The sequence below is a fragment of the Hymenobacter puniceus genome, assembly GCF_014333525.1.
Classification (GTDB): Bacteria; Bacteroidota; Bacteroidia; order Cytophagales; family Hymenobacteraceae; genus Hymenobacter.
Genome location: NZ_JACSCX010000005.1, coordinates 1 through 25,970, shown reverse-complemented (window position 1 = coordinate 25,970; position 25,970 = coordinate 1). Strand labels below are relative to the sequence as shown.

The 25,970-nt window shown below is 58.1% G+C and carries 20 protein-coding genes and 1 pseudogene; 13 read left to right on the top strand and 8 right to left on the bottom strand.

Annotation, left to right across the window (positions count from 1 at the left end; all coding sequences use genetic code 11):
* Positions 1-72 precede the first annotated feature (72 nt).
* The gene (locus H8B14_RS14400) at positions 73-888 is read right to left on the bottom strand and encodes a M48 family metalloprotease (RefSeq protein WP_187316355.1); all 816 of its coding nucleotides are present in this window, start codon (positions 886-888) and stop codon (positions 73-75) included.
* Positions 889-1,167: 279 nt separating this feature from the next.
* On the opposite strand from H8B14_RS14400, the gene H8B14_RS14395 reads away from it, so the two are divergent.
* Both H8B14_RS14395 and H8B14_RS14390 read left to right on the top strand, forming a co-directional pair.
* Positions 1,168-2,286, top strand: coding sequence for a DNA topoisomerase IB (locus H8B14_RS14395; RefSeq protein WP_187316354.1), 1,119 nt, complete (start codon positions 1,168-1,170; stop codon positions 2,284-2,286).
* Positions 2,287-3,390: 1,104 nt separating this feature from the next.
* Complete coding sequence (locus tag H8B14_RS14390; protein ID WP_187316353.1) at positions 3,391-3,807, top strand: hypothetical protein; 417 nt, start codon at positions 3,391-3,393, stop codon at positions 3,805-3,807.
* A 134-nt stretch (positions 3,808-3,941) separates the two neighbouring features.
* On the opposite strand, the gene H8B14_RS14385 is transcribed toward H8B14_RS14390, so the two are convergent.
* A complete protein-coding gene (locus H8B14_RS14385) occupies positions 3,942-5,531 on the bottom strand; it encodes a hypothetical protein (protein WP_187316352.1) in 1,590 nt (529 codons plus the stop codon).
* A 208-nt stretch (positions 5,532-5,739) separates the two neighbouring features.
* Here H8B14_RS14385 and H8B14_RS14380 point away from each other — a divergent pair, with 208 nt between their 5' ends.
* Positions 5,740-7,305 (top strand): hypothetical protein, encoded by a 1,566-nt coding sequence (locus H8B14_RS14380; RefSeq protein WP_187316351.1) that lies wholly within the window; start codon positions 5,740-5,742, stop codon positions 7,303-7,305.
* A gap of 131 nt (positions 7,306-7,436) precedes the next feature.
* Here H8B14_RS14380 and H8B14_RS14375 read toward each other — a convergent pair whose 3' ends face one another.
* The 3 genes from H8B14_RS14375 to H8B14_RS14365 form a co-directional block, all read right to left on the bottom strand.
* The gene (locus H8B14_RS14375; RefSeq protein WP_187316350.1) at positions 7,437-7,880 is read right to left on the bottom strand and encodes a hypothetical protein; all 444 of its coding nucleotides are present in this window, start codon (positions 7,878-7,880) and stop codon (positions 7,437-7,439) included.
* A 246-nt stretch (positions 7,881-8,126) separates the two neighbouring features.
* Positions 8,127-9,674: an exonuclease domain-containing protein gene (locus H8B14_RS14370; RefSeq protein WP_187316349.1), complete on the bottom strand. Its 1,548-nt coding sequence runs from the start codon at positions 9,672-9,674 to the stop codon at positions 8,127-8,129.
* 159 nt (positions 9,675-9,833) lie between these two features.
* Positions 9,834-10,304, bottom strand: coding sequence for a PA2169 family four-helix-bundle protein (locus H8B14_RS14365; RefSeq protein WP_187316348.1), 471 nt, complete (start codon positions 10,302-10,304; stop codon positions 9,834-9,836).
* A 255-nt stretch (positions 10,305-10,559) separates the two neighbouring features.
* On the opposite strand from H8B14_RS14365, the gene H8B14_RS14360 reads away from it, so the two are divergent.
* Complete coding sequence (locus tag H8B14_RS14360) at positions 10,560-11,009, top strand: sugar 3,4-ketoisomerase (protein ID WP_187316347.1); 450 nt, start codon at positions 10,560-10,562, stop codon at positions 11,007-11,009.
* Entirely contained in the window at positions 11,006-11,986 is a 981-nt protein-coding gene (locus H8B14_RS14355) for a GNAT family N-acetyltransferase (RefSeq protein WP_187316346.1), read from the top strand. The genes H8B14_RS14360 and H8B14_RS14355 overlap by 4 nt, the downstream gene beginning before the upstream one ends.
* Positions 11,987-12,035: 49 nt before the next feature.
* On the opposite strand, the gene H8B14_RS14350 is transcribed toward H8B14_RS14355, so the two are convergent.
* Positions 12,036-13,217 carry an AI-2E family transporter gene (locus H8B14_RS14350; RefSeq protein WP_187316345.1) on the bottom strand — a complete coding sequence of 394 codons (1,182 nt, stop codon included), beginning with the start codon at positions 13,215-13,217 and terminating at the stop codon, positions 12,036-12,038.
* A gap of 192 nt (positions 13,218-13,409) precedes the next feature.
* Between H8B14_RS14350 and H8B14_RS14345 the strand changes: the two genes are divergently transcribed.
* The 8 genes and pseudogenes from H8B14_RS14345 to rplT all read left to right on the top strand — a co-directional run bounded on the left by H8B14_RS14345 (position 13,410) and on the right by rplT (position 24,454).
* The gene (locus tag H8B14_RS14345) at positions 13,410-15,326 is read left to right on the top strand and encodes a DNA topoisomerase IV subunit B (protein WP_187316344.1); all 1,917 of its coding nucleotides are present in this window, start codon (positions 13,410-13,412) and stop codon (positions 15,324-15,326) included.
* A gap of 174 nt (positions 15,327-15,500) precedes the next feature.
* Entirely contained in the window at positions 15,501-18,443 is a 2,943-nt protein-coding gene (locus tag H8B14_RS14340) for a DNA gyrase/topoisomerase IV subunit A (protein ID WP_187316343.1), read from the top strand.
* Between the two features lie 174 nt (positions 18,444-18,617).
* Positions 18,618-19,484 (top strand): tetratricopeptide repeat protein, encoded by an 867-nt coding sequence (locus H8B14_RS14335; RefSeq protein WP_187316342.1) that lies wholly within the window; start codon positions 18,618-18,620, stop codon positions 19,482-19,484.
* Positions 19,485-19,537: 53 nt separating this feature from the next.
* A complete protein-coding gene (locus tag H8B14_RS14330; protein WP_187316341.1) occupies positions 19,538-20,689 on the top strand; it encodes a tetratricopeptide repeat protein in 1,152 nt (383 codons plus the stop codon).
* A gap of 110 nt (positions 20,690-20,799) precedes the next feature.
* Positions 20,800-22,743 carry a threonine--tRNA ligase gene (thrS, locus tag H8B14_RS14325; protein ID WP_187316340.1) on the top strand — a complete coding sequence of 648 codons (1,944 nt, stop codon included), beginning with the start codon at positions 20,800-20,802 and terminating at the stop codon, positions 22,741-22,743.
* A 265-nt stretch (positions 22,744-23,008) separates the two neighbouring features.
* Positions 23,009-23,566, top strand: a pseudogene (gene infC / locus H8B14_RS14320) (translation initiation factor IF-3); the annotation flags it as partial.
* A gap of 204 nt (positions 23,567-23,770) precedes the next feature.
* Positions 23,771-23,965: a 50S ribosomal protein L35 gene (rpmI, locus tag H8B14_RS14315; protein WP_187316339.1), complete on the top strand. Its 195-nt coding sequence runs from the start codon at positions 23,771-23,773 to the stop codon at positions 23,963-23,965.
* A gap of 144 nt (positions 23,966-24,109) precedes the next feature.
* The gene (gene rplT / locus H8B14_RS14310; protein ID WP_044017736.1) at positions 24,110-24,454 is read left to right on the top strand and encodes a 50S ribosomal protein L20; all 345 of its coding nucleotides are present in this window, start codon (positions 24,110-24,112) and stop codon (positions 24,452-24,454) included.
* A gap of 138 nt (positions 24,455-24,592) precedes the next feature.
* Here rplT and H8B14_RS14305 read toward each other — a convergent pair whose 3' ends face one another.
* Together H8B14_RS14305 and H8B14_RS14300 are read right to left on the bottom strand one after the other, a co-directional pair.
* Positions 24,593-25,018, bottom strand: coding sequence for an STAS/SEC14 domain-containing protein (locus tag H8B14_RS14305; protein WP_187316338.1), 426 nt, complete (start codon positions 25,016-25,018; stop codon positions 24,593-24,595).
* Positions 25,019-25,355: 337 nt separating this feature from the next.
* Positions 25,356-25,970 (bottom strand): hypothetical protein (locus tag H8B14_RS14300; RefSeq protein ID WP_187316337.1); only part of this gene is annotated, 615 nt, incomplete at its 5' end.

The following is a 25,970-nucleotide window of genomic DNA, read 5'->3' as shown; positions in this document are numbered from 1 at the left end:
ACATTTGCGCATAAAATAAGCCGGCCGCATGGGCGGCCGGCTTATGAAGTAAGCTTGCTGGTGCAACTCAAGCTAAATGATGCGCTTCAGCTCTTCGAAGTTGGTGTTGGATACTGAGCGGCTGCGGCAATTCAGTTGGTCGGCTTTGGCTTGGATTTCCTGGATGCGGGTGGCCGGGGCAGGGTGCGTGCTTAGGAAGGCGGGTGGGTTGCCGCTCTGGTTTTGGGCTTCCGCCTTTATAAAGAAGCCCGCCGCGCCGTCGCAGGCATACTGGGTTTTGTTGAGGTAAGTCACCGAATACTGGTCGGCCTCGCTCTCGTCGTCGCGGCTGAACTTGAGCTGGCTAAGGCCGGCAGCAATCTGCACCAACTGGTTGGGATTGTCGCCGCTTAGTAAACTCAGCAGCAAGCTGATGCCATACTGCTGCTGCAGCTGCTTGGATGTGTGGCGGCGGTCGGCGTGCGCAATTTCGTGGCCCAGGATGCCAGCCAGCTCGCTTTCATTATCCAGAAACTTAATCAAACCCGAAAACACGTAGATGTGGCCGCCGGGCGTGGCAAAGGCATTCTGCACGGCGTCATCTTTAATGATTTTCACGTCCCAGGGAAACTCGTTGCGGTAGCGCACCTCGCCGGAGTTCAGCACCTTATTCACTACGCCATCGAGCAGCTGGTAGGCGCGGGCGTTTTGGGTGTTGCGCTCCAGCAATTGCCTTTTGGCGCGGTACGTGGAGTCGGTCTGGTCGGCCACCTGCTGGCCTAAGGTTTTGTCGTCTTCCACGGAAAACAATACCACACCATCGCCGCCGTCAGAAGAGCAGGCTGCTGTGCCGCCAAGGGTAGCAGCCAGCGAGAAAAGAAGCCAGGGTTTAAGCAAGAATCGACGCATCGAAGCTGGAGTTAAGAGAAGAAAGGAAACAATAGGGTTGCTGACTGCCGAATGAAAAAACGGTGCCAGAATCACGCAGTCCGGTACGCTTTTGGCCAGCGGGTGTTGTAGCAGGCCGGAAAAGTGGCTGCATATGGCTGCAGATCAGGTATAAAAAACACTGCGTATATTGGTTGTCCTGGCAATATGCTGGTGGAAAAGCGCTTCATCTTTTCGGGTGATTTTGCGTACATGCAGCCTACCCGCGCTGTTTTGGCCGGGAATTACTCCGGCCATTTTATGTCTGCTACCGCTGCCCGCCCCAAAACCAAAAAAAAGCACTTGCCACCGCTTCAGGAGGCCCATGAGCTCTACAAGGACCCCGCCCGCCAGGCCGAGCTGGCCGGCCTGCGCTACTTTACGGACACCAAGCCGGGCCTGACCCGCAAAGCCACTCGGGCCGGCAAATTCAGCTACCACACAGCATCGGGCGAAAAAATCACAGACGAAAAAGTGCTGACCCGCATCCAGGGGTTTGTAATTCCACCGGCCTGGACCGAGGTCTGGATTTCGCCTTCGGCCAACACGCATCTGCAAGTCACGGGACGCGACGCCAAAGGCCGCAAGCAGTACCTCTATCACGCGGCCTGGGACCAGGCCCGCAGTCTCACCAAATTCAGCCGCCTGCGCGCTTTCGGGGAAAAGCTGGCCGACCTGCGCGCCCAGATGCATAAGGATCTGGCCCGCCCTGCACTCGACAAACCGAAAGTAGTGGCGCTGGTGCTTACCCTGATGGACAAGTCATTTATCCGGGTTGGCAACCGCGAGTACGCCGAGAAAAATAAAACCTATGGCCTTACCACGCTACGCGACAAGCACGTGCAGGTAAGCGGCAACGATGTGCGGTTTGCGTTTGTCGGGAAAAAAGGTGTGGCCCACGACCTCACGCTACACGACCGGAAGCTGGCTAAGCTGGTGCAGAAGTGCAAGGAAATTCCGGGCCAGCACCTGTTTCAATACTACACCCCGGACGGCCAGCGCCAGGAGCTGGAATCCGGCGACGTAAACGAATACCTGCAGCAGGTAACGGGCCTCAAGCTTTCGGCCAAGGATTTTCGTACCTGGGGCGGTACCGTGAAGATGGTGGAGTGCCTGGAGCGGGTGCTCGATGAAGAACCCGACTTCCCGAAGCCCAAAACGCTGAAGCGCGCCCTCAAGGATGTGGCTCACGACCTGGGAAATACCCCCACCGTTTGCTCGAAATATTATGTCCATCCGCAGGTGGTAGAGCTATTCAATTCCGATAAGCTCATTGACTACTTGCGCCGCCACGATGCCAACCCCGCCAAAAACGATTTGCTGACTCCCATCGAGCACATGGTGCTGGATATGCTGGCCGAACTGGAAGCCGCCAGCTAAGACTAGCTAACCTAAGTTGCGGAGAAGCCGCGTAGCGGCAGTAGGTGTGTAGTCCATCCATCGACCGCCGGCGAAAGCCGCGTAGCGGCGACAGATTTGCCGGCAGATAGTCTTACAACCTGCAGCCGCTATGCGGCTTGTTGCAGGTAACCGCTGATTTGCTACAACCCTGTCGCCGCTATGCGGCTCTTCCGCAACTTGGGTTTGCGAGTGCAATTACGAGCGTCCGGATTCCTGCTAAGTCAGCAGTAGTCCGGACGCCCTTATTTTATGGGAAGCTTCTTGTGTTGAATTAATTAAAAATATTATATATTTAATTATGTATTTGGTGCCGCTGTAGTGACCACCCGGGTAGGGCCACCCCCGCGAGTAGCTAAATGCATCATCCTGCAGACGGAAGCCGGCCGCGTGGCCGCGCTGTGTATGTCCGCTTTTCTGCACCATGGCCAGCCACCGCCGTGCTGCCTAGCCGCCGTATGCTCACCGACTTCCGGTAAGCTGGCGGTGCTCCCGCAGCATGGTGCCGACGTGGCTGGGGGCCCGCAGAAGCTGGCATTGTGCCAATCCAATTGGCGGTTACTACGGACCAGGAACGCCCGGTACTTCGGAGAAGCAGCGCTTGATAGTGCGGCGCACAGGTACGCAAATGGGCTGCACCCTGCCGAAGTATTCTCACTTCCTAACTCCCTCAATTCAATGAAAAAGCTCACATATGTACCAGTAGTGCTTGCGCGGCTTGTGACGGCTGTAGGCCTAATGTCTCTGGTGCCAGCCTGTTCTGAGCAAGATGCTATAGAGCCGGCTGCCAGTGTTACGGCCACAGCTGATTCCCGAGAAGAGCGAAATACCACGTTTTATGGCCCGGCCGTACCCATGGGCCAAGGCGTAGGCCGCGCCTGGGTGATAATGGGCAGCCGAAAGCAGCCTCTGGCTTTTGGTGTCGACATATCGGCCCGCGCGGCTCTCAACCAGGGCTCTGAGCCCCGAGAATATATATTTCAGCTGCCACGTCAGATACAGGTACCTCCCTTCGACCATATCGAGTTAGGGTGGAACCCACAGGGGCATGAGCCGGATGGAATCTATACTTTGCCACATTTTGATTTGCACGCCTACATGATCAGCTCGGCCGCTCAGGCTACCATTCCGTTTCTGGCGCCGCCAGCTTTCGATCTGCCGCTGGCTCCCCGCTACGTTGCCCCGGCGTATATCCAAACGCCGGGGTTGGTGCCAAATATGGGAGCTCACTGGGTGGATGTATTATCGGATGAGTTTCAACCTGGCGGCGTATTCACCAAGACCTTCATTTACGGGTCTTACAATGGCAACCTGACCTTTATGGAGCCTATGTTTACGGAGGCGTACCTGCGTCGTCGTCGCGTCGAAACCACGCCTATCCGGCAGCCGCAGGCCTTTCAGCGGGCGGGGTACTATCCCGCCAGTTATACCATTGGCTATGAAGAGTCTCCCCAGACCTTTCGGATTTCACTGGATAACCTAGCGTATCGTACAGCACAGTAGTCCAGCCCCAACTACCGCGCAGATCTGAAAAAAGCGCGAAAGCCGGCCGCCAACACTCCTGGGATAATGTGTTTTTATCCAAGAGTGTTGGCGGTTGTGTGCTGATAGATTAATAGATTAAGTTAAAGATCGGCTCACCTGCCCGAGCCGTCCCGGTCGAAGGCGTGGCTTTCGACGCCGTGCGAGGTTTTGTCCTTGAGTTCGGGGGCGGGCTCGAAATCGTTGTTGCGGCCAGTGTCGTAGAAGCGGGTTTTGCGGCGCAGGCCGGCTACGCGGGAGTTGTCGCGCACTTGGTCTTCGCCGGGGCCACCATAAATGTCAATGAAAGGGCTGCGGCGTACGGTGCCGCGTAGCTCAAAAACGTCGTCGCCCTGGAGGCCGTGCAGTAGCACTTGGTGAGTTTCGGCCGGGTTAAACACGCGGCGGTAGAGCAACGAATCGGGGCGCTTGGCCGGCGGTTCGAGTTCGTACACGGACACCACGGTAGTCGAGTCAGTAAGCCGCTCCACCACAAACCGTTCCTCTGCATCAGTGCCCGCCACCAGCACGGACTCAGCCCGCAGGTTATAGTAGTCGGCGGCGGCCTGGAGCAGCTGGTCGCGGCGGGCACGGAGGGCGGCTACCATCTCGGTGCCTTCCTGCTGATACACCTCCCGAGGCAGCCCCTGGCGGACCGCCTGCTCGATAACGGTATCTGTCAGGCGGCGCTGCAGGTCGCGGGCCGTACGCAGATAGGTGGCGCGGTCCAGCTCGGTCAGCACGTGCTCGTCGATGTAGCGGGAATTGCGAGTGTAGCCCTCAATACTCTGGTAACGCGGCCCGAAGGTGCGGAACTTGGCTACTGCTTTGCTGGCCAGCCACGAAATCAAGCCATCATCAAACCGAAAAAACACTTGGTCACGGTCTTGCGGGACGGGCACCCAGCGCGTACGGCCATCCACCTGTGGGTATGCCGCCCAGCTCCATTGGCCTTCGTGCCGGTCCCAGTCGCCGAGCAGAAGGTCAAGTAAACGAGCCCGTAAAAAGGCGGCCTCATCAACCCGGTGTTTTGGTGATTGGTAGCGCTCCGCCAGCATGCTGCCGCTTTCTTCCAGCTCGGTAGCGCCCGGCAGGCGGCCGGCAATGTTCTGCTTCCCTTCCAGCTTTTCTTCCAGCAGTACTACCCGGCCCCGGTAACGCTCCGAAGCTTCGCCCAACCCAGACTCGTCGGGGCGAATATAATAGGGCTTTGGGTTGGTGTGCGGCAGGCCGGCAGCCTCAGCCAGCGGGGGCACCACAAAAGCGCCATAGGGGTGGCCGGCGGCTGTGGCATCACGCACTAGGCCCAGCACAAACCCTTGGCGTAGCACTTTGGGAAGGGTGCGGTACGGGTCTTTATCCACGGACCGCAAGGCATAGCCACGGCCATCAGCGCCCACCACGGTCATGCTGATGGTTTGAAAGCCGCCACCTACCTTGCCGGCGCGCAGCCCGCCCGGCACAGTGGTAGCCAGGTCCAGCACGGGGACCATAACAGGCTGCACCCAGGCCGGCCGATGATGTCGGCCTAAAAAAAACCGGCCAAGAGTTCCGCGCTGGTAGTGGCGGCCAGCCGTAACCCGGGCACTGTCAGCCCCCGGCTGAAGCGAGGTAGTATCCAGCCGGGCATCGGCCTGAAAAAAGGGGTGGCGGGTGCAGCTAACGGCAGTCAGCAAAAGAACAGGAAGGGCGTAGCGAGAAATCATGCGGAGCGGAAAGCGCGGCTGGAGTCCTTGAACGTAGAGACTCGGCAGTAGTTAGGCAAGACCTTGGATAGGCAGTGGCCGGAGGTGGCAGCCAACCCCTACACCCGGGTTTACGCTATAAGGGCGGCTGTCTGTTCGGCTATCATCTTATTCGGTTTACCGCGTGTCGTTTTTTGTCTTGAATTTCCGCAGCCGAATTGCTGGGGGGGTGTGCACCGCTTCCTTGCTCTGCCATGCCTGCTCGGCTCCTGCAGCGCCGCCCGCTAAGCTCCCGGTACGGGTGCTGTCAGACTCCACGGTACAGGTGGCCGCCGGCCCACAATACGAACGCTCGGGCCTGCATAATTTCTTTTGGGGCAAGCACTACCGCGAACTGTGGGCATTGCCCGTTACGGTGCCCATCGTGCAGTTGCGCAAGGCTGTGCCCGGGGGCCTGAAACCGGTGCAGGAGGGCGGGTCTTTTCAAACCAAAAACCTGCGCCTAGTAGACCGAAACGGTGTGCAGTACGTGTTGCGCTCCGTAGACAAAGATGCCACCAAAGCCTTACCAGAGGGCTTGCAGAACGGTCCTGTAGGCCGGCTGATGAAAGACCAGACCAGTGTCATCAATCCGTATGGGGCGTATATCGTGCCTCGGTTGGCACAGGCTGCTGGTGTGTACCACACCAATCCACGCCTAGTATATATAGCCGACGACCCGGACCTGGGTGAGTTTCGCAAGAGCTTCGCCAATGCGCTGTACTTGCTGGAAGAGCGGCCCGAAGGCGACCAGCGTATGGTAGCCAGCTTCGGCAATTCCAGCCATGTGGAAAGCTCCCGTAAAGTGTTTGTCAATCTGCTCAATAATCCTCGTTTTCAAGTGGATGCCCGGCGCTACTTGCGGGCCCGCCTGTTTGACATGTGGCTCGGCGACTGGAGCCGCCGCGAAGACCAGTGGCGCTGGGCCAGCTTTGCGGTATCGGGCGGCGACATCCGCTACCGGCCTATTCCGCGTGACCGGGACCACGCGTTTTTCAAATTCAACGACGGTTTTTTCACGCATATTATTGGCTGGGTGAAGTCCAACTACCAGACGTTTGACAAGCAGATTCGGCTCTCCGATGTAGAAGGCCTCAACCGGGCCGCTCAGCCAATGGATAAATCGTTGCTGGTGTATCTCTCCCGCGAAGACTTTCGCCAAGTTGCCGATTCGCTGCAGCAGCAGCTTTCGCCGGCAGTCGTGAAGCAGGCATTGAGTGTGTGGCCCAGGGAAGTATATGGACTGGTAGGGCAGGAGTTCGAGCAGAAGCTCAACAGCCGAAGAGCCCAACTGCCGGCCGTAGCCGATAAGTTCTATACCCTATTGGCGCGCAATGTGGAGCTGCCAGGCACCGACCAGCCGGAGCGGTTTGTGATTGACGTTCCGAAACCAGCGCAGGTACGGGTACAGGTATATCAGCGCTTTTCGGCCCGGCCCGATAGTTTGATAGGCCAGCGTACTTTTCAGGTAGGAGAAACAGGCACTTTGAAACTCTTTGGGTTGGGTGGCAACGACGTATTTGAGCTGCAAGCGCTACCACCGACAGGTATAAGCGTCGGAATTTATGACGGCGCCGGGCAGGACGTGGTACGCAACTCCGTTTTATCTCCTTCCTCACACACCCGTACTACCGTTTTCGATAGTGGCGACGGTAGCACACTGTCTTTGCCGCGCGCGGTAAAAGTGGAAAAATACCGCCCGGCAGCCAACGAGTTTGACGCGGCCGGCTGGCTGCTCCGCCACCGGCTATACTAGCTGCCCGGCTTGGGCACTACGTACGCCTGCTTCCCCGCAGGCCACTTTTTCATCCTGCCCTGTGCTGTGCGCTACTTCAACAACGTTGGTATGATGCAGTGGCCGTGAGGGGCGCGCATAGTCGGAAGCCTTTAGCTTTTTTCAGATGCGCTGCTGAGCAACCACCGCGTTGCTGAATCAGGATCCGGAAAGTGGGACACGAGCAGAGGAGAATTGCGCTGAACACGGCGTGCCACCTCACTTGTGCTTAAATGGTTATATACATCATGGGAATCTATGATAGCGCAGTAGCGGTAGCTGCTTTCCCGCACCGCGCGCGGTGCCCAGTCGGCCGCCAGCCATTCCTGGTCGAGGGGCATAATAGCCGGCATCATCTGGTGGTCAGACAATACTTTACTTAGCTGCGACTCCTTCAGCAGCTGCAGCAGCTGCTCATACGCCTCGCGCAGGCCACTGCTGATCATGGGAACTGGCTGCCATTCTATTTGCACATAATGCCCGGGGTATTCTGTGATGATGGCCAGATTGCTGTGAAAATATAAGGATTTCTGGAATGGGTATAGCAGCTTGTCCATAGTAACAGGCATCAATAAAAAATCAGGCCATTTCCTGCGTATGGGTACTTATAAGAATAGGCAGATTGAATGCAAAGCCGACAGTAACTGAATATACAGGTTCTATCCTGACGAGCTTTGCACGAGGTGATTTTTATTTTCTGCGTTGCTTGAAAAGGCTACCTGTTATGGCTGCTAAGCAGGTGCTAGGCACAAAAAAGCCCCGCCTGTAAGACGGAGCTAAGGAAGTATCTGAAGTGAGCCTATTTATTTGAAAACTTTCACTTTGTCTTTGTGCTTGGTGCGCAGGTACTGGCGGATAATCTGTTGCGCATCCTTATTGTCGTTGTAGCGGGTAATCACCTGTTTAAAGTCTTCCAGACGCCTTGCCGAGAAGGTTTCGGTATCCACGTAGCCGAAGCCGAGGTAGCGGCCATGTTCCACCAGCACTACCGTTTTCTCGTCGTCGCGGCGGCCTGGCCCAATCACCACAAACGAGCCGTGCTCATACGTGAAACTCTCAATGGCCTCTTCTACGCGCTTATTGTACTCTTCTGCGGGCTCCAACCCCAGGCAGGCACCCTTACAGCGGTGCACTTGGTAGTCGAAACACGAACCATTGGTTTTGTACAGGTCGCAGAGCTTCTGGCAGAGGTTGAACTTAGACACCTTATGAAACAGAAAGCCTTTTGCCTTAAACTGATTGCCAAGAGCAATCAGCGGATGCGAGCCACTATGGTCGTCGGCACGGCCGTAGTACAGGCGTTTGTAGCCTTGCTCGTCGGTGCGCAGAAAGATGCCGGCCGGAAACACCGAGCGGCGCAGCTTGCGGTTGTAGAGCGGCTTGAGACGCTTGATTTCGTGCGACTCATACAGCAGCGCCACCAGCTCCGAGCCGGTTAGCTCCCAGGTAATATCCGAAATGGAATTCTTGAACTCAATGCTCTTGCGCGACTTGTAGTCGATGGCAAAGTGCTGCTGAATCCGCTTGTAGATATTGATGCTCTTGCCCACATAAATCACCTCGCCCTTTTCGTCGTGGAAGTAGTACACGCCCGCTGTGTGGGGCAGCGAAGCTACTTTCTCGGGCGTGATATTGGGCGGCAGCAGTGCCGTGCGAATAGCTTCCTGCACGGCTTTTACTTTGCGGGCCGAAGGCTGCTTGGTAGGTACTGCTACCACTGTTTCCGGCGTGGCGGCACTGCCCGTAGCACTCGTGCTGCGGGCCGGCACCGGACGGCGGCCCGCGGGGGCATTGGCATCTACAGCGGCCAGCGTATCAGCAGGCGACAGGCCAGGCTGCGTTAAGGCCTCTTCCTGCTGGCTGATTTTCAGTAGCCGGTCAAACAGAATGGCCGTGGCCGCCGCGTCGCCGGCGGCACGGTGGCGCCCGTGCAGTGGAATGCCAATATTCTGGCACAATTTGCCAAGACTATAGCTGGGCTGGCCCGGCATAAGTGAGCGGCTCAGGCGCACGGTGCAGAGCGTCTTGCGTGAGTAAGTATAACCCAAGTCGCCGAACTCCTTCTTCAAAAACGAGTAATCGAACCGCACGTTGTGGGCCACAAACACGCACCCTTCTGTCATTTCTACTACTTTGCGGGCCACCTCATGAAATTTAGGCGCGTCCCGTACCATCTCGTCGCTGATGCCCGTGAGCTGGGTGATAAAAAACGGTATGGGCCGCCCTGGGTTGAGCAACGTGTCGAACTGGTCCACCACTTTTTCCCCATCATGAATAAAGATGGCTATTTCAGTGATTCGGTCCTGCGTGGGCTGGCCCCCAGTGGTTTCAAGGTCAATGATGGCGTACAAAAGCGGCGCGATATCAGGTAAAAAACGATGCTAAGCTGATTGGTAACAAAGATACACGGCCGGAAGGTTGCACGCGCCACCTTACCGGGCTCTGCCCGGCAGCCTGCACAAAAAAAGCCCGCACAAGGCGGGCTTTTTTTGTGCTATGCAAGCAAGTTGTTAGCGGCTTGCCTTCTGCTGCGTTACCCAATTCTTGTCTGACAGAATTGCGCCGTGCTGTTTCTGGATTACCTCGCGGGCATCCGCGGGTAGTTCGTTGGACTTCAACGCTGTTTCGTACGACTGCAGTGCCACCGAGTCGCCGGTTTCACACTCGCCCAGAATAGCCGAATCATCCTGGCCTGTTACGGCCGACTTGATATTGATCCAGCCACGGTGTACGGCAGCGGCGGCTTCGGCAACTACACCTTCAATGGTGCTTTCCTGGTCGGGCTGAATACCTAATTGCTGGGCGTGCTGTGTGAGTTCAGCGGCAAACTGGGCGCGGTGCTGGCTCATCTGGCTTAGCTTGGACTTCAGCTCAGCGTTGGATACGCCTTCGGAAGCTTCTTGATAGCCTTTGGCAGCCGTTTTATTGATTTCTACGAGGTCGTTGTATGCGCGTGCGGTTTCGCCGGTAATAGCAGCCATGTTGGTTTGAATTTAGGTGGGAGAAAATTTCGAGCCCTGCCCAAGCAGGTCAAGCAGGTGGAAACTGAGTAAGTATACTAGGGTGCCGGGAGAGGAGTTGTGCGTAAGCTGAACAAAATTCTGGCCTGCTGTGCCAGTTAGTAGGCAAGCAGTGCCTGCGTTACCCAGCTACGTGCGTGGCATAACAAAGACAGAAGCACTACTTTTGGCTGATTAGTTTGCTGGTACTGCCGGCAGTTTTGCCTTTCCGCTTTTATGCTCCCGACGCCCGCCGTCTATTCAGTACCGTGTCTGCTGCCGCTGCCGCGCATCGGCAGCGCCGAAAGCGGCTTCACGGTTAGCGTGGCGTCTGCTGGCCTATTGCCTTTTACCGTTGCGCGGTCTTACTGGATTTATCACACTCCCAACCAAGTGCAGCGTGGCCACCATGCCCACCATACCTTGCAGCAGCTACTGGTGGCTGTTGGTGGCCGCCTGGACATAACGCTGGAAACTCCTGCCGGCCAGCAGCAGCATTTCGTGCTCGACCGCCCCGACTTCGGCCTCTATCTGCCCGGCCTTTACTGGCGCACGGTGCGTTTTCATGAGCAGGCAGTGTTGCTATGTTTGGTATCAGAGCCTTACTCTGAAGCCAGCTACATCCGCGACTATGCCACGTTCCGGGCGCTGGCACCCACGGCCACTCTAATTCCGCAACCCCGATGAGCGGCCTGCTGCCGGCGGCCATCCGGGTAGAGCAGTATCACCCCGGCCACACTGCTGCCTGGGACGCGTTTATTGGTGCTTCCACCAACGGTCCGTTTCTGTTTCGCCGCTCTTATCTAAACTATCACCAGGACCGGTTCGAGGATTGCTCGTGGCTGGTGTGGCAGGGTTCGCGGCTGCAGGCCGTATTTGTGGCTGGCCGGCCCCGCGATACAGCCACTCCGGCCTTGTTGATAGCGCACCCAGGCCTGGCCTACGGCGGACTCGTAACCACTGAATCAGTAAAGACCCTCGATATTCTGGCGTGGCTGGATGCGCTGCGAGGGGCCTGGCAGGCGGCAGGATATCGGCAGTTGCTGCTGAAGCCCGTGCCCCGCGTGTTCTGCCGGCAGCCCTCCGATGCCGTGCTGTTCTGGCTGCACCAGCAAGGCGCCCACCTAGCCGCCCGCGAGCTGAACTCGGTCATCGACCTGACCCGCCCGTTCCGGATTGGCACCTGGCGCCGCGGCAACCTGCGCAAGGCCCGCCACCACGGCGTAGCCGTAAGCTGCACCACTGCCGACGTCGACTACGCAGCCTTCTGGGAACTGCTGACTGATAATCTGGCGCAAAACCACAACCGCCGGCCAGTGCACACCCTGGCCGAAATCTGCCGGCTGCGCGACCAGAATCCGGCGAACCTGGAGTTGTGGGTGGCCCGCCTGGCCGAAACAGTGGTAGGTGGCGTGCTGGTGTTTGAGGATACCCGGCAGGGGTTTGTGCATACGCAGTACATTGCAGGCAGCCCTACTGGCAAACAGGTAGGAGCTGTAGATGCCGTGCTGGCGGCCGTGCTACGCCTCAAGCAGCCCACTTATCAGCGCCTGTCATTCGGCATATCTACGGTGCAGGGCGTGCTGAATTCGGGGCTTTTAAATCAAAAAGAGGGCTTCGGTGCTACGGCCGAAACCACAGACACCTACACCCTCGATTTGTAACACAAACAACTTTTATCTGGCTAAACTGGCTGCTTCGGCCAGAGGCGCGTCAGGTTTGGTTGGTGACGCGGTTCCAGATTTTGCGCAGGCCGCCGGGTTCCTGGTTGCCAGGCTTGGCGGAGTCCTCGCCGTCGGCGGTGTCGCCGAGCAGGAAGCCCCAGGGCTCGGTGGTTTTGTTGGCGTCCAGCACCACTTTAATCACGGCCATCAGCGGAATACTCAGAATCATGCCCGGCGTGCCCCACAGCTCGTTGCCCAGAATCAGGGCCAGAATGGCGGCTAGTGGGTTGATGCTCACCTGGGAGCCCGTAATCATGGGCGTAATAAAGTTGCCTTCCAGAAACTGTACTACCACAAATACCCCAATTACCAGCGCTGCCTGCACCGGCGAGCCGGTTTCTACCAGCGTAATAATGGCCGGAATGGTAGCCCCGATCAGGATGCCGATATAGGGGATGATGGCCAGCACCGAGGCAAAAATGGCGAAGAAGATGGCGAATTTCACGCCCAGCACCAGCAGACCGATGCCATTGAGCACGGCCACAATGATAATCACCTTGATCAGACCCGAAATGTAAGCTTGCACTACCGTCTGAATATTATCGACGGTATGCAGCACCGACGTGCGCTTGTCTGGCGCCACGAAGCGGAACATAAACTGCCGCAGATGGTCGCGGTAGAGCAGTAAGCAGAAGATATAGATAAGCACCTGCGCCAGGTTGCCAAGCACCGCCGAGGTAGTGTTGAGTGTAGTACCCAGGTAGGAGCCGCCCGACTTTTTGAGGGCTTTGATGGAGGTTTCCTTTACCTCCTCAATGCTCATGGGCTGGTAGCCGAACTTGGAATGCGCCCATTCCTGCGCGTTGTTGAAGAACTCCATCATCTTCACCTGCAGCTTCGGAATCTCGCTCTGGAACTGCGTGAGCTGCGAGCCAAACCCAATAATAAAGCCGGCAAAAATGGCTAGCAGCAGCAGCAAACACAGAATGATGGCCAGAATACGGTGTACGCCACGCGCTTCCAGCCACCGGCAAATCGGCAGCAAAAGCAGCGTGAAAACCGCCGAGAACAGTAGCGGCAGCAGAATATCATCCAATACTTTCAGCGAATACACCAACAGTACTGCCCCCAGAATAAAAAAGGCAAACTGAACAACGGGAGTCTGCCGGACTTCCTGGCTGGGTTTGTGGCCGGAAGGTGGTAAATGATGTTGAGTAGCGGGAGGAAACATTTGCTAAAGAAAATGGGAATGAGAGAAGCGGATAACGGCCAAACAGACCGCTTATTGGCAAGTTAGCCGGGAACGAACAGGCTCCGGGCTGGGTTTTGAAACAAGTATTTGCTAACTTCGCTAGCGAAATAAGCGCGCGGAAACCGCCGGTTTTCTGTGTTATTTTACCTCAAATTTCGATTTCCAGATTTCATGGCTGAAGAACTAGTACCCGCCACTACCCCCGACCACGGCTACACCGAGGACAGCATTCGTTCCCTGGACTGGCGTGAGCACATCCGGCTGCGGCCAGGCATGTACATCGGCAAGCTCGGGGATGGCTCGTCCTACGACGATGGTATCTACGTGCTGGTCAAGGAGGTGATTGACAACTCCATCGACGAATACGTGATGGGCCACGGCCGCACCATCGAAATCAAGATATCCGACCAGCGCGTGCAGGTGCGCGACTACGGCCGCGGCATTCCGCTGGGAAAGGTGGTGGAAGTGGTGAGCAAAATCAATACGGGTGGCAAATACGACTCCAAGGTCTTCCAGAAATCTGTGGGCTTAAACGGGGTTGGTACCAAAGCGGTTAATGCGCTCAGCAATTACTTTCTGGTACAGAGCGTGCGCGAAGGGCTGATGAAGTCGGCGGAGTTCACTCAGGGCATGCTCACCAGCGACCCTAAGCCGGTGAAAACCAGCCAGCGCAACGGTACGCTGATGACCTTTCAGCCCGATGATTCCATCTTCCGCAACTACCGTTTCATTCCGGAATACCTGGAAAACCAGATCTGGAACTACGTGTATTTGAACGCGGGCCTGACCATCAACTTCAACGGCCAGAAGTACTATTCCGAGAACGGCCTGCTGGATTTGCTGGCCCGCAAAATCGACCAGGACAGCCGCCGCTACGACATCATTCATCTCAAGGGCGAGGATATCGAACTGGCCCTGACGCACGGCAACGACTACGGCGAAGAGTATTACTCGTTCGTGAACGGGCAGTACACCACGCAGGGCGGCACGCACCTGGCGGCCTTCCGCGAGGCCGTGGTGAAGACGTTGCGCGAGTTCTACAAAAAGGAGTACGACGCCACCGACATCCGCGGCTCCATTGTGGCCGCTATTTCGGTGCGGGTGCAGGAGCCGGTGTTCGAGAGCCAGACCAAAACCAAGCTGGGCTCGATGAATATGGGTCCCGACGGCCCCACGGTGCGCGGCTTCATCCTGGACTTTGTAAAAGAGCACCTCGACAACTACCTGCACAAAAACCCGGCGGCCGCCGAAGCCCTCAAGAAGCGCATCGAGCAGAACGAGCGGGAGCGAAAGGACATGGCCGGCGTGAAAAAGCTGGCCAACCAGCGCGCCAAAAAAGCCAACCTGCACAACCGCAAGCTCCGCGACTGCCGCTTCCACTTCGGCGAAGGCAAGCAGGACGCCGAAGCCCTGACGACGCTGTTCATCACCGAGGGTGACTCGGCGTCGGGCAGCATCACTAAGAGCCGCAACGTGGAAACCGAGGCCGTATTCAGCTTGCGCGGCAAGCCGCTGAACTGCTTCGGGCTGAAGAAAAAGATTGTGTATGAAAACGAGGAGCTAAATCTGCTGCAGCACGCCCTCAATATTGAGGAAGGCATTGAAGGGCTGCGCTACAACCGCGTGGTTATTGCCACCGATGCCGACGTGGACGGCATGCACATCCGGCTGCTGCTGCTCACGTTCTTCCTGCAGTTCTTCCCCGACTTGGTGCGCAACGGCCACGTGTTCATCCTGGAAACGCCGCTGTTCCGGGTGCGCAACAAGAAAACCACCATCTACTGCTACACCGAGCAGGAAAAGCAGGCCGCCATGCGCCAGTTGGGCCGCAACCCCGAAATCACGCGCTTCAAAGGTCTAGGCGAGATTTCGCCCGATGAGTTTGGCAAGTTCATCGGCGACAACATCAAGCTGGAACCTGTCATTCTGCAGTCTGACCGCTCTATTCAGCAGGTGCTCACCTACTACATGGGCAAGAATACGCCGGCCCGCCAGGAGTTCATCATCGACAACCTGCGCCTGGAAAAAGACCTGATTACGTCTGACGTGCTGCCGCTGGCCGAAGTGGCCGAGGAAGACCTGGCGTAATCGTAGAACGTCCTGCTGAGCTTGTCAATGCAATTCTACCGCTGGCTAACCAATGCTTCTGCAACTAAGCGGTAGAGGTACTTCGATAAGCTCAGCATGACGCGCATCTCTGAAAAATTTAACCTTCGGGCGTTTGCCTGAGCCCCGGAGAGAGGTACAAGAACAACAATTCCCATGTCAGAAGAAACCAACCCCCAGACCCCTGATTCCGAAGAGCAGCCGGAAAACCTGTTCGGTGCCGGCGACTCGCTGGAATTTGGGGCCACGCCGGCCGAGGAGGCCGCGCCTTCGGTCGTGAACGAAGCCGGCGAGCTGTTGCTGGCTGAGTCCTCGGCCGATGTGCACGCCGTGACCGAGCCGGAGCCGATTGCGCCAGCTGAGGAAGCCGAGGAAGAGCCCAAGTTTGCCCCCGGCGAAACCATCCACGACGTGGCCACCGTGAATGGCATGTATCAGAACTGGTTTCTGGACTATGCCAGCTACGTGATTCTGGAGCGCGCCGTACCGGCCATCGAGGACGGCCTCAAGCCGGTGCAGCGCCGCATTCTGCACGCCATGAAGGAAATGGACGACGGTCGCTTCAACAAAGTGGCCAACGTCATCGGGCAAACCATGCAGTACCACCCGCACGGCGACGCCAGCATCGGCGACGCCATGGTGAACCTGGGCCAGAAAGACCTGCTGATTGAAACCCAGGGCAACTGGGGCGACATCCGGACCGGCGACGGCGCGGCTGCCCCGCGTTACATTGAGGCCCGCCTAAGCAAGTTTGCGCTGGACGTGGTGTTCAATCCCGACATCACGGAGTGGCAGATGAGCTACGACGGCCGCAAGCGCGAGCCCACCACGCTGCCCGTGAAGTTTCCGCTGCTGCTGGCGCAGGGCGTGGAGGGCATTGCCGTGGGCCTGAGCACCAAGATCATGCCCCACAACTTCCGCGAGCTGTGCAAGGCCAGTATTGATGTGCTGCGGGGCCGGGAAATCCAGCTGTTTCCGGACTTCCCAACCGGCGGCCTCTGCGACGTAACCAACTATAATGGCGGCTTGCGTGGCGCCAAAATCCGGCTGCGTGCCACCATCGAGAAGGCCGACAAGACCATGTTGGTCATCCGCGACATTCCGTACGGCACCACCACCACGGCGCTAATGGAAAGCATCGTGAAAGCCTCGGAGGCCAATAAAATCAAGATCCGGAAGGTGGTCGACAACACGGCCGCCGAGGTGGAAATCCAGGTGCACTTGCCTACCGGTGTGAGCCCCGACCTCACCATGGATGCGCTCTACGCCTTCACCGACTGCGAAATCAGCATTTCGCCCAACACCTGCGTGATTATCGAAGACAAGCCGCGCTTTGTGGGGGTGGAGGATATGCTCAAGCTCAGCACCCAGAAAACGGTGCGGCTGCTGGAGCGGGAGCTGGAAATCCGGCAGGACGAACTGCAGGAAAAGTGGCATTCGGCCTCGTTGGAGAAGATTTTCATTGAAAACCGCATCTACCGCAAAATCGAGGAGTGCGAAACCTGGGAAGACATTCTGGCTACCATTGACGCCGGGCTGCGCAAGTTTGTGCGCATCGAAGGGGAGAAGGAGAAAGCCAATGACGCGCGCATTGTGCTGCGCCGCGCCATCACCGAGGACGACCTCACGCGCCTCACCGAAATCCGCATCAAGCGCATCAGCAAGTTCGACGGCTTCAAGGCCGAGGAGTACATCCAGCGCCTGGAAACCGAGCTGGCTGAGGTAGCTGACCACCTGGTGAACCTCACGCGCTATGCCGTCAACTATTTTGAGGGGCTGCTGAAAAAGTACGGCCAGAACCGCGAGCGGAAAACCCAGCTGCGCACCTTCGACGTGGTAACGGCTCAGAAAGTGGCCGTGGCCAACCAGAAGCTGTACGTCAACTACACCGACGGCTTCATCGGTTACGGCCTCAAGAAAGACGAGAAAGCCGTAACCGTATGCGACTGCTCGGACCTGGACGACATCATCGCCATCCGCCGCGACGGCACGTTCACGGTCACCAAAATCGCCGAGAAGACCTTTGTGGGCAAAGACATCCTGCACGTGGGCGTCTACAATAAAAACGACGACCGGCTGGTGTACAACATGGTGTACCAGGACGGCGCCTCGGGCATCAGCTTCGCCAAGCGCTTCCTCGTCACGGGCATCACCCGCGACAAAGTATACGACCTGACCAAAGGCACCAAGGGCACCAAAACGCTCTACCTGACGGCCAACCCCAACTCTGAGTCGGAAATTGTGGGTATTCAGCTGTCCGACAAGGCGCCGGCCCGCGTGAAGCAGTTCGACTTCGATTTTGCCGAGCTGGCCATCAAAGGCAAGGGCTCGATGGGCAACATCGTTACCAAGCAGCCCATCAAGAAAATAGTCCAGAAAAGCCTCGGCGACTCCACGCTCGGCGGTCGGGAGGTGTTCTTCGACTCGGTGGTGGGCCGCCTCAACACGGCCGGCCACGGCCGCTACCTGGGCACCTTCGACACCGATAATACGATTCTGGTCGTGTTCAAGGACGGTTCCTACGAGCTGACCGCGCCCGACCCGGCCATTCACTTCGACGTGCCCAACATTGTGCTGCTGCGCAAGCTGGAGCCCGATACCGTGCTTAGCACCGTGTACATGGAGGGTGAAACCAAGGTGCACTACGTGAAGCGGTTCAAGATTGAAACCAGCACGGTGGCCAAGCGCTTCACTTTTATTTCGGAAACCAAAGGCTCCCGGATGCTGGCCGTAACGGCGAACCCCGAGCCGCAAGTGGAGGTGAAGCTGCAGCGCGATAAGAAGGCTGACAAGGAAACCGAGAAAATCAACCTGCACGAGTTCATCGACGTGAAAGGCTGGAAGGCCATGGGCAACAAGCTCAATTACTTCAAAATCCACAGCCTCGCGCTGCTCACCGATGAAGGGCCCGAGCCCGAGCGCCGCGAAGTGAAGCGCAAAGTTGGCCCGGCCACGCTGCCCCGGCCGGCTTCGGCCAGCCCGGCTTCGCCTGAGCAGCCATTACCCGAACCCAGCGGCGACGTGGACATTTCGGAGGCCGACATTGCGCAGGCCCAGGCTATTCTTAAAACGCCCAAGTCGCAGCTCAAGCTATTTTAGCGTAGCAGAAGCGCAAAAGCCTGTGACGCGCTTTTCAATTCTAAAACGCCCCGCCAACGCTGTTGGTGGGGCGTTTTGATGTTCAGGAAACTGGCTGGTGCCAACCGGTATTTGGAGCTATAGCCCGAAAACCCGCAGCTTTACCGTCCGGATTGTCGCTAGCAGGAAACGAGTATGCCGTTTGGCCGAATGATTTTGTGGGTGAGTGTGCTGCTGGGGCTGTGGTCGGTGCCAGTGGCGGCACAGTTCCGCAAGCCCAAACCCAGGCCGGCGCCCGTCCTCGAAACGCCGCCGCCTTCCACGGTGGTGCGGTTGCTGGCCGAAGCGCAGGCGTTGCAGGCCCAGTACAAGGAGTCGGAGGCGCTGGGCAAGTATGAGCAGGTGCTGGCGCTGGCCCCGGCTACCTACGAGGCACTGTGGCAGGCTGCCGTGCTTAGCGTCCGCATCGGGGCGCGCTACACCGACGATACCCGCAAAACCGCCTACTTCGCTGCCGCCCGGCTCTACGCCAACCGGGCCCTGGTAGTGCGCCCCAATGGCGCTGAAAGCAACTACGCCGAGGCCCTGGCTTTGGCCAACCAGGCCACGCTGCTCACGGCCCGCAGCCGGCTGCTCTCCTATAAAGTGATGAAGCCGCACGTGTTTCTGGCCGTGCAGCAGCGGCCCGATTTTGCGCCGGCCTGGCAGCTGCTGGGTCGCTGGCACTACCGCGTGGATCATTACAATATCCTGGAGCGGATTTTCAGCCGAATTTTTCTGGGCGGCATGCCGGGCGGGGCCAGCACCGGCGCGGCCCTGGATGCCCTCACCACCGCGCATACCCTCGACCCCCAGCAGATTCAGTACGCCTACGACCTGGCCCGCGTACACCTCAACCAGGGCCACAACCGGCAGGCCGTGGCGGCGCTGCAGGATGCCGTGGCCCTGACGCCCGTCACGGCCGAGGAGCTGGAAGTCAGCCGCCGCTCCCGCAACCTGCTCACCCAGCTCAACCGCCGGCTGGTGAAGCAGGTGCAGCGCCATATGCGGGGCATAGAGTAGGAGCGGGGCCTGGGCCGCCAACTGCCACAGTCGGCTGTGTATCTTTGCCCCCGATGCCTGCTTTTCTTTCTGCCTTTGCTTTCCTGCGGCGAGCTGCCCGGCCGCTGCTGCCACTGGCCGCCGGGCTGGTGACGGCCTGCGGCACCCCCGCGCCCGACCAGCCCGAAACCATGGTGAACCTGGCTACAGTGCAAAGCGGGCCCCACATCCAGGCTCAGGAGCTGGACGGCGCCATTGCCCGGCAGCCCCGCAATGCCTCACTCTACGCCCGTCGGGCGGCCTTCCGCCTCGATGCCGGCCAACTAGAGCTAGCCCTGCGTGACATCAACGAGGCCTTGGGGCTGGACGACACCCAGGGCGAATTTCACTTTATTAAAGCGCGGGCGTTGCGGGCTCAGGGCAAGCTGCGCAGTGCCCTGGCCGCCGCCGACGTAGCTTCCCGCCGTGGCTACGCTTCCGCCGAGTTGAACTTGCTGGTAGGCGAAACCCATCTGGCCGCCCGCGAATACCAGACCGCCGTCGATTACCTGGACCGCGCCCTGCAGCAGGAGCCCGACCACACCGCGGCTCTGTTCTACAAGGGCATGGCCTACATCGGGCTGCAGGACACCGCTCAGGCCCTCGACTACCTGCGCGCCAGCCTGGCCCGCGACCCGCGCCAGCCTGAAACCCTGCACCAGCTGGCCTTTCTGTCGAATGCCTACCGCCAGCCCGCCAACGCCGCCGTGTATGCGGCCCGCGGCCTGAAAGCAGCCCCCACCTACGGCCCGCTCTGGTACGACTACGGCCGCCAGTTCGAACTGCAAAACCAACCCGACAGCGCCGTGCGCATCTACGCCCGCGCCGTGCAGCTTGATACCACGTTCTACCGCGCCGATTACCGCTTGGGGCTGGCAGCTTACAAAGCCCGCCGCTATGCCGTAGTAGTGCCGCATCTGCAGCGGGCCCTACGCCGCTCGCCGCGCCTGGCCGGTGCCCGCCAGATGCTGGCCGAAAGTTTTGAAAGCCTGGGACGCTACCCTGAAGCGGCCGATCAATACCGCCTGCTGGTGCAGGAAAACCCCGGCAACCGCCACTGGACCTACAAAGCCTGGAAAGTCAGCAACCGGGCCCGCGGCATCGTCGTGGATGAAACTCCTGTGCGCCGTCCGGCCGTGGAGGCGGTGGAGCCCATCAGTCCGCAGCGCCCCTTGTCCGGGTTTTAGCGCCCTTGCCAATAGGCGGAATTGTGGCATTGGAAGGGTCGAGAGCCGCTAGAAACTTCTAACTTGCGCACTCACGGCTGTTTGTATAGCCATTATTTCCCCTCTTTTTTATGCTTAACATCACCCTCCCCGACGGCTCGGTGCGCCAGTTTGTAGATGGCGCCACGGGCTACGACGTTGCCGCCGGCATCAGCGAAGGCCTCGCCCGCAATGCCCTCGGCGTGCGCGTCAACGGCGAAGTGCGCGACCTGCACCGCCCCATTGACCAGGATGCCGAAGTAGCCATTCTGACCTGGAACGACCAGGATGGCAAGTCCACGTTCTGGCACTCCTCGGCCCACTTGCTGGCCGAAGCCCTTGAAGCCCTGTACCCCGGCGTGAAGCTCGGCATCGGCCCCAGTATCGAAAACGGCTTCTACTACGACATCGACCTGGGCGAAGGCCACACTATTTCCACCGACGACCTGCCGGAAGTCGAGAAGAAGATGCTCGAGCTGGCCAAGAAGAAAAGCACCTACGAGCGCAAAGAAGTGAGCAAGGCCGATGCCATTGCCTACTTCACCGAAAAGCAGGACCCCTACAAGCTGGATCTGCTGGAGCGCCTGGAAGACGGTTCTATCACCTTCTACACGCAGGGCGACTTCACCGACCTCTGCCGCGGCCCGCACATCCCCGATACGTCGCCCATCAAGGCCGTGAAGCTGCTCAATGTGGCCGGGGCCTACTGGCGCGGCGACGAGAAGAACAAGCAGCTCACCCGCATCTACGGCATCACCTTCCCCAAAGCCAAGGAGCTCACCGAGTACCTGGAGCGCCTCGAAGAAGCCAAGCGCCGCGACCACCGCAAGCTGGGCAAGGAGCTGGAGCTATTCACGTTTTCCGAGAAAGTAGGAGCGGGGCTGCCCCTTTGGCTGCCTAAAGGCACGGCCCTGCGCGAGAAGCTGGAGCAGTTTCTGCGCCGCGCCCAACTGCGGGCCGGCTACCAGCCCGTCGTGACGCCCCACATCGGCTCCAAGGAGTTGTACGTGACCAGCGGCCACTACGAAAAGTACGGCGCCGACTCGTTCCAGCCCATCAAGACGCCCAACCCCGGCGAGGAGTTCTTCCTCAAGCCGATGAACTGCCCGCACCACTGCGAAATCTATAAGAGCAAACCCCGTTCGTATCGTGACCTGCCGGTGCGCCTCGCCGAGTTCGGCACGGTGTACCGCTATGAGCAAAGCGGCGAGCTGCATGGCCTGACCCGGGTGCGCGGCTTTACCCAGGACGACGCCCACATCTTCTGCCGCCCCGACCAGGTGAAGGAGGAATTCTTGAAGGTGATTGACATCGTACTCTACGTGCTCAAAGCCCTAGACTTCCCTGACTTCACGGCCCAGATTTCGCTGCGCGACCCTGAAAACAAAGCCAAATACATCGGGTCCGACGAAAACTGGGAGAAAGCCGAGCGCGCCATCATCGAAGCCGCCGCCGAGAAAGGTCTGAGCACCGTCACGGAATTAGGCGAGGCCGCCTTCTACGGCCCCAAGCTCGACTTCATGGTGCGCGACGCCATTGGCCGCAAGTGGCAGCTGGGCACCATTCAGGTTGATTACAACCTGCCTGAGCGGTTCGAGCTTGAATACGTGGCCCCCGACAACTCGCGCCAGCGTCCCGTGATGATTCATCGGGCGCCGTTTGGCTCGCTGGAGCGCTTCGTGGCCGTGCTTATCGAGCACTGCGGCGGCAACTTCCCGCTCTGGCTCTCGCCCGAGCAGTTTGCCGTGTTGCCCATTTCGGAGAAGTACCACGACTACGCCCAGCAGGTCTACGACCAGCTGGTGCAGGCCGACATGCGCGGCACCGTAGACCACCGCGACGAAAAAATCGGCCGCAAAATCCGCGACGCCGAGGTTTCCAAGGTGCCGTACATGCTCATCGTGGGCGAGAAGGAGCAGGCCGAGGGCATCGTTTCCATCCGCCGCCACGGCCAGGGCGACGTGGGGGCCATGCCCATCGGGGCCTTCATTGCTGACTTCCAGCAGCAGGTGCAAACCATGATGGACGGCAACTAGCCCAACTACCCGTTTCGTTGTTGAAGAACTGGCCTCTGCTGCGTCATGTAGCAGGGGCCAGTTTGCGTTGGGAGGCTCCAAGGAAAGGCCCGCCCAGGGCACCCGACCGACGGGAAAAGACCAACTCATTCGGCAATTTTATATAGGCTTTCTTGAGCGTTCAGAAAAAATGCCGGATATTCGCACGCTGATTGAACCCACCAGGCACCCACCGTGTCTTATCAATCCTAGCTAAAACCGACGTCCACCTAAAGGAAAAACAGCCATAGCAACCCCCAACCGCCGTTATATTCCTCGCGCCCAGGTCGAGGAGCCGTTTAAAATCAATCAAAAGATTACGGCCCGCGAAGTCCGTCTTGTTGGCGACAACATCGAACAAGGTATCTATCCGATTGAGCAGGCTCGGCGCTTTGCTCAGGAGCAGAACCTTGACCTCGTGGAAATTTCGCCCACGGCTGTGCCGCCCGTGTGCCGCGTTATCGACTACTCGAAATTCAAGTACGAGCAGAAGAAGAAGACCCGCGAGCTAAAAGCTAAGCAAACCAAGGTTGTCATCAAGGAAATCCGTTTTGGACCCAACACCGATGACCATGACTTTGCTTTTAAACTCAAACACGCCCAGGAATTCCTGCGCGAAGGTGCCAAGATCAAAGCTTACGTGCACTTTGTAGGCCGTAGCATCGTGTTTAAGGAGCGGGGCGAAATCCTGCTGCTCAAGTTTGCTCAGGCTCTCGAAGATCTTGGCAAAGTAGAGCAGCTGCCCAAGCTGGAAGGCAAGCGCATGTTCCTGTATCTGGCTCCCAAGGCCATTGTACCGACAAAGCCCGCCAGCAAGCCCGCTGCTCCGAAAGAAGGCGGTAAGGAAGCCCCGAAAGAGGCAAAGCCCGCTGCCGCAGCTCCGGCTGCTACTGCTTCGGCCGAAACACCGACTGAATAGTTTTTGCGGGGCTTTGGCCCCATTGTACGCTGGCGCACCGGCCCTAGGCAGCCGACCGCCGCAGTTTTTCACCTTTTTTTCATCACCACAATGCCGAAAATGAAAACCAAGTCCGGTGCCAAGAAGCGCTTCGCGCTGACCGGTACTGGCAAGATCAAGCGTAAGCACGCTTACAAGAGCCACATCCTGACCAAGAAAACCACCAAGCAGAAGCGTAATCTTACGCACGTTGGTCTGGTTAGCTCGGCCGATATGAACCGCGTAAAAGACATGCTTACGATTTAATTGAAGATTTGGAATCAGAGGTGCCCGATTAGTCTGTCAGTCTTCTGCTTCCTGCTTTTCAATTTCCAATTCTTTCACCAGGCGTCCGGCTGAAATAAAAGATGCGGCACTAAACCCGCCGCCGGCCGCCAAAAAAAACTGGTTATGCCAAGAAGTGTCAACCACGCGGCCTCGCGCCACCGTCGGAAAAAGATTATGCGTTTGGCGAAAGGCTATTATGGCCGTCGCAAAAACGTATGGACCGTTGCCAAGAATGCCGTTGAGAAAGGCTTGCTCTATGCTTACCGTGACCGTAAGGTTAAGAAGCGTGAGTTCCGCGCCCTCTGGATTCAGCGTATCAACGCTGGTGCCCGCGAGCATGGCATGTCGTACTCGCAGCTGATGGGCGGCCTCAAGAAGGCTGGCATCGACCTAAACCGTAAAGTTCTGGCCGACCTCGCCCTGAACCACCCGGCTGCTTTCAAAGGCATCGTAGAGAAAATCAAGTAGTACTCTGCGGAGTCTGCTTGCAAAAAGAGCCTGATCTATTTGATCAGGCTCTTTTTTTATGCTTTACAACTGACGATACCAATGAGTAGGTCGCAGTCTGCTGTCAGGATTAGCTGGCTGAAGTCTGCTACAACTCTTTTAGCCTTGGCTAGCTTGCTGCTGGGCCTCACGAAGCCATTGTTGGGCCTCTGCTGCATCACTGAACATGCGCATGTGCAGGCGGCCACCAATGCCCAAAAACATAGACTGCGCGGAACTGGCAGCTAACGACTCGGAGCTGACAATATGAGCGAAATGCGTAAGACCCGCTTCTATGGCGCGGGGTGCCCAGTTTGTTGCAATCCATTCCACGGCGTGGTCCCAGGGGCCCAGCACCTGCCGGTTGTCGTTGAGCAGGTAGGGACAACTGTTGTCCCGGATCGGAAACAGGCAGGCATCGGCTCCGGCAATAACGCCGGTGTATGTCTGATAGCCTATCCAGTTGTTGCAGACCCAATGGTTGGCGGCGTCGTAGTCAATGGTTAGATATACTTTACCAAAGCCATTGGTTAGTTCTGAGAGCATTATGGAGGCGTGCAGAATGAGAAGAGAATGAAAGACTACGTTGGCCAGTTTTCCAACGAAGTGAACTGGAAGTGGCACAGTGGACCTAGCTGCAGAGGCCGCGCTGTAAAGCTACTGCAAATCAGGCCGGCAAATTCCCTGGACTTTTTATTAGCGTCCTGAAGGCGAAATCCTGATGTGCTTAGCCATAAAAAAAGCTCCTTCCTATGCAGGAGGGAGCTTTTTTTATGGCTAAGTGCAACCGGAGCAAGAAGTGGCAATACTGCGTTTACTGCTAGCACACGAGAACTGAGCGCAGTAGTTTGAAGCGTTTTAAACACCTCTACTTCAACTCCAGCTACTTCGTTCTCTGGCCACGACCAGTGAGATAAAACTCCCGGTTAGCGAGGTACTGTTCGAACTGGGCAGGCGAAAGGGCAGGCTTGAGGTTGTTTTCAAACTGGGCCACTGCCGCGTCCTTGTACTGGTCCCGGTCCCGTACGAGCGTCTCGGCGTACTGGCGCACAGCATCGCGCTGCCCGTTGTTAAGGCCACCTAGGCCTCTCTCGATACGCGTCACAATGGCACTGGCAGACTCGGCCTGTGTGCGTGGGCCAGTTGCAGCTTGTGGACGATTTCCTTTGCCGGTCATCACGAACTCCCGGTTAGCGAGGTACTGTTCGAACTGGGCAGGCGAAAGGGCGGGCTTGAGGTTGTTTTCAAACTGGGCCACTGCCGCGTCCTTGTACTGGTCCCGGTCCCGCACCAGCGTCTCGGCGTACTGGCGCACAGCGTCGCGCTGCCCGTTGTTGAGGCCGCCTACCACCTGCTCCAGCCGATTGGAAATGCCGGCCGCAGCGCCAGCCTGGGTCTGCGTGCGCGGACCAGCTGTTGGCTGTGGGCGAGGACGATTTCCTTTGCCGGTCATCACAAACTCCCGGTTGGCCAGGTACTGTTCGAACTGGGCAGGCGA

Bases quoted from the DNA above. Each gene is read 5' to 3' on its own strand.
- H8B14_RS14400 (WP_187316355.1), bottom strand. From the start codon at position 888: ATGCGTCGATTCTTGCTTAAACCCTGGCTTCTTTTCTCGCTGGCTGCT.
- H8B14_RS14395 (WP_187316354.1), top strand. From the start codon at position 1,168: ATGTCTGCTACCGCTGCCCGCCCCAAAACCAAAAAAAAGCACTTGCCA.
- H8B14_RS14385 (WP_187316352.1), bottom strand. From the start codon at position 5,531: ATGATTTCTCGCTACGCCCTTCCTGTTCTTTTGCTGACTGCCGTTAGC.
- H8B14_RS14375 (WP_187316350.1), bottom strand. From the start codon at position 7,880: ATGGACAAGCTGCTATACCCATTCCAGAAATCCTTATATTTTCACAGC.
- H8B14_RS14365 (WP_187316348.1), bottom strand. From the start codon at position 10,304: ATGGCTGCTATTACCGGCGAAACCGCACGCGCATACAACGACCTCGTA.
- H8B14_RS14360 (WP_187316347.1), top strand. From the start codon at position 10,560: ATGCTCCCGACGCCCGCCGTCTATTCAGTACCGTGTCTGCTGCCGCTG.
- H8B14_RS14355 (WP_187316346.1), top strand. From the start codon at position 11,006: ATGAGCGGCCTGCTGCCGGCGGCCATCCGGGTAGAGCAGTATCACCCC.
- H8B14_RS14350 (WP_187316345.1), bottom strand. From the start codon at position 13,217: ATGTTTCCTCCCGCTACTCAACATCATTTACCACCTTCCGGCCACAAA.
- H8B14_RS14345 (WP_187316344.1), top strand. From the start codon at position 13,410: ATGGCTGAAGAACTAGTACCCGCCACTACCCCCGACCACGGCTACACC.
- H8B14_RS14340 (WP_187316343.1), top strand. From the start codon at position 15,501: ATGTCAGAAGAAACCAACCCCCAGACCCCTGATTCCGAAGAGCAGCCG.
- H8B14_RS14335 (WP_187316342.1), top strand. From the start codon at position 18,618: ATGCCGTTTGGCCGAATGATTTTGTGGGTGAGTGTGCTGCTGGGGCTG.
- H8B14_RS14330 (WP_187316341.1), top strand. From the start codon at position 19,538: ATGCCTGCTTTTCTTTCTGCCTTTGCTTTCCTGCGGCGAGCTGCCCGG.
- thrS (WP_187316340.1), top strand. From the start codon at position 20,800: ATGCTTAACATCACCCTCCCCGACGGCTCGGTGCGCCAGTTTGTAGAT.
- rpmI (WP_187316339.1), top strand. From the start codon at position 23,771: ATGCCGAAAATGAAAACCAAGTCCGGTGCCAAGAAGCGCTTCGCGCTG.
- rplT (WP_044017736.1), top strand. From the start codon at position 24,110: ATGCCAAGAAGTGTCAACCACGCGGCCTCGCGCCACCGTCGGAAAAAG.
- H8B14_RS14305 (WP_187316338.1), bottom strand. From the start codon at position 25,018: ATGCTCTCAGAACTAACCAATGGCTTTGGTAAAGTATATCTAACCATT.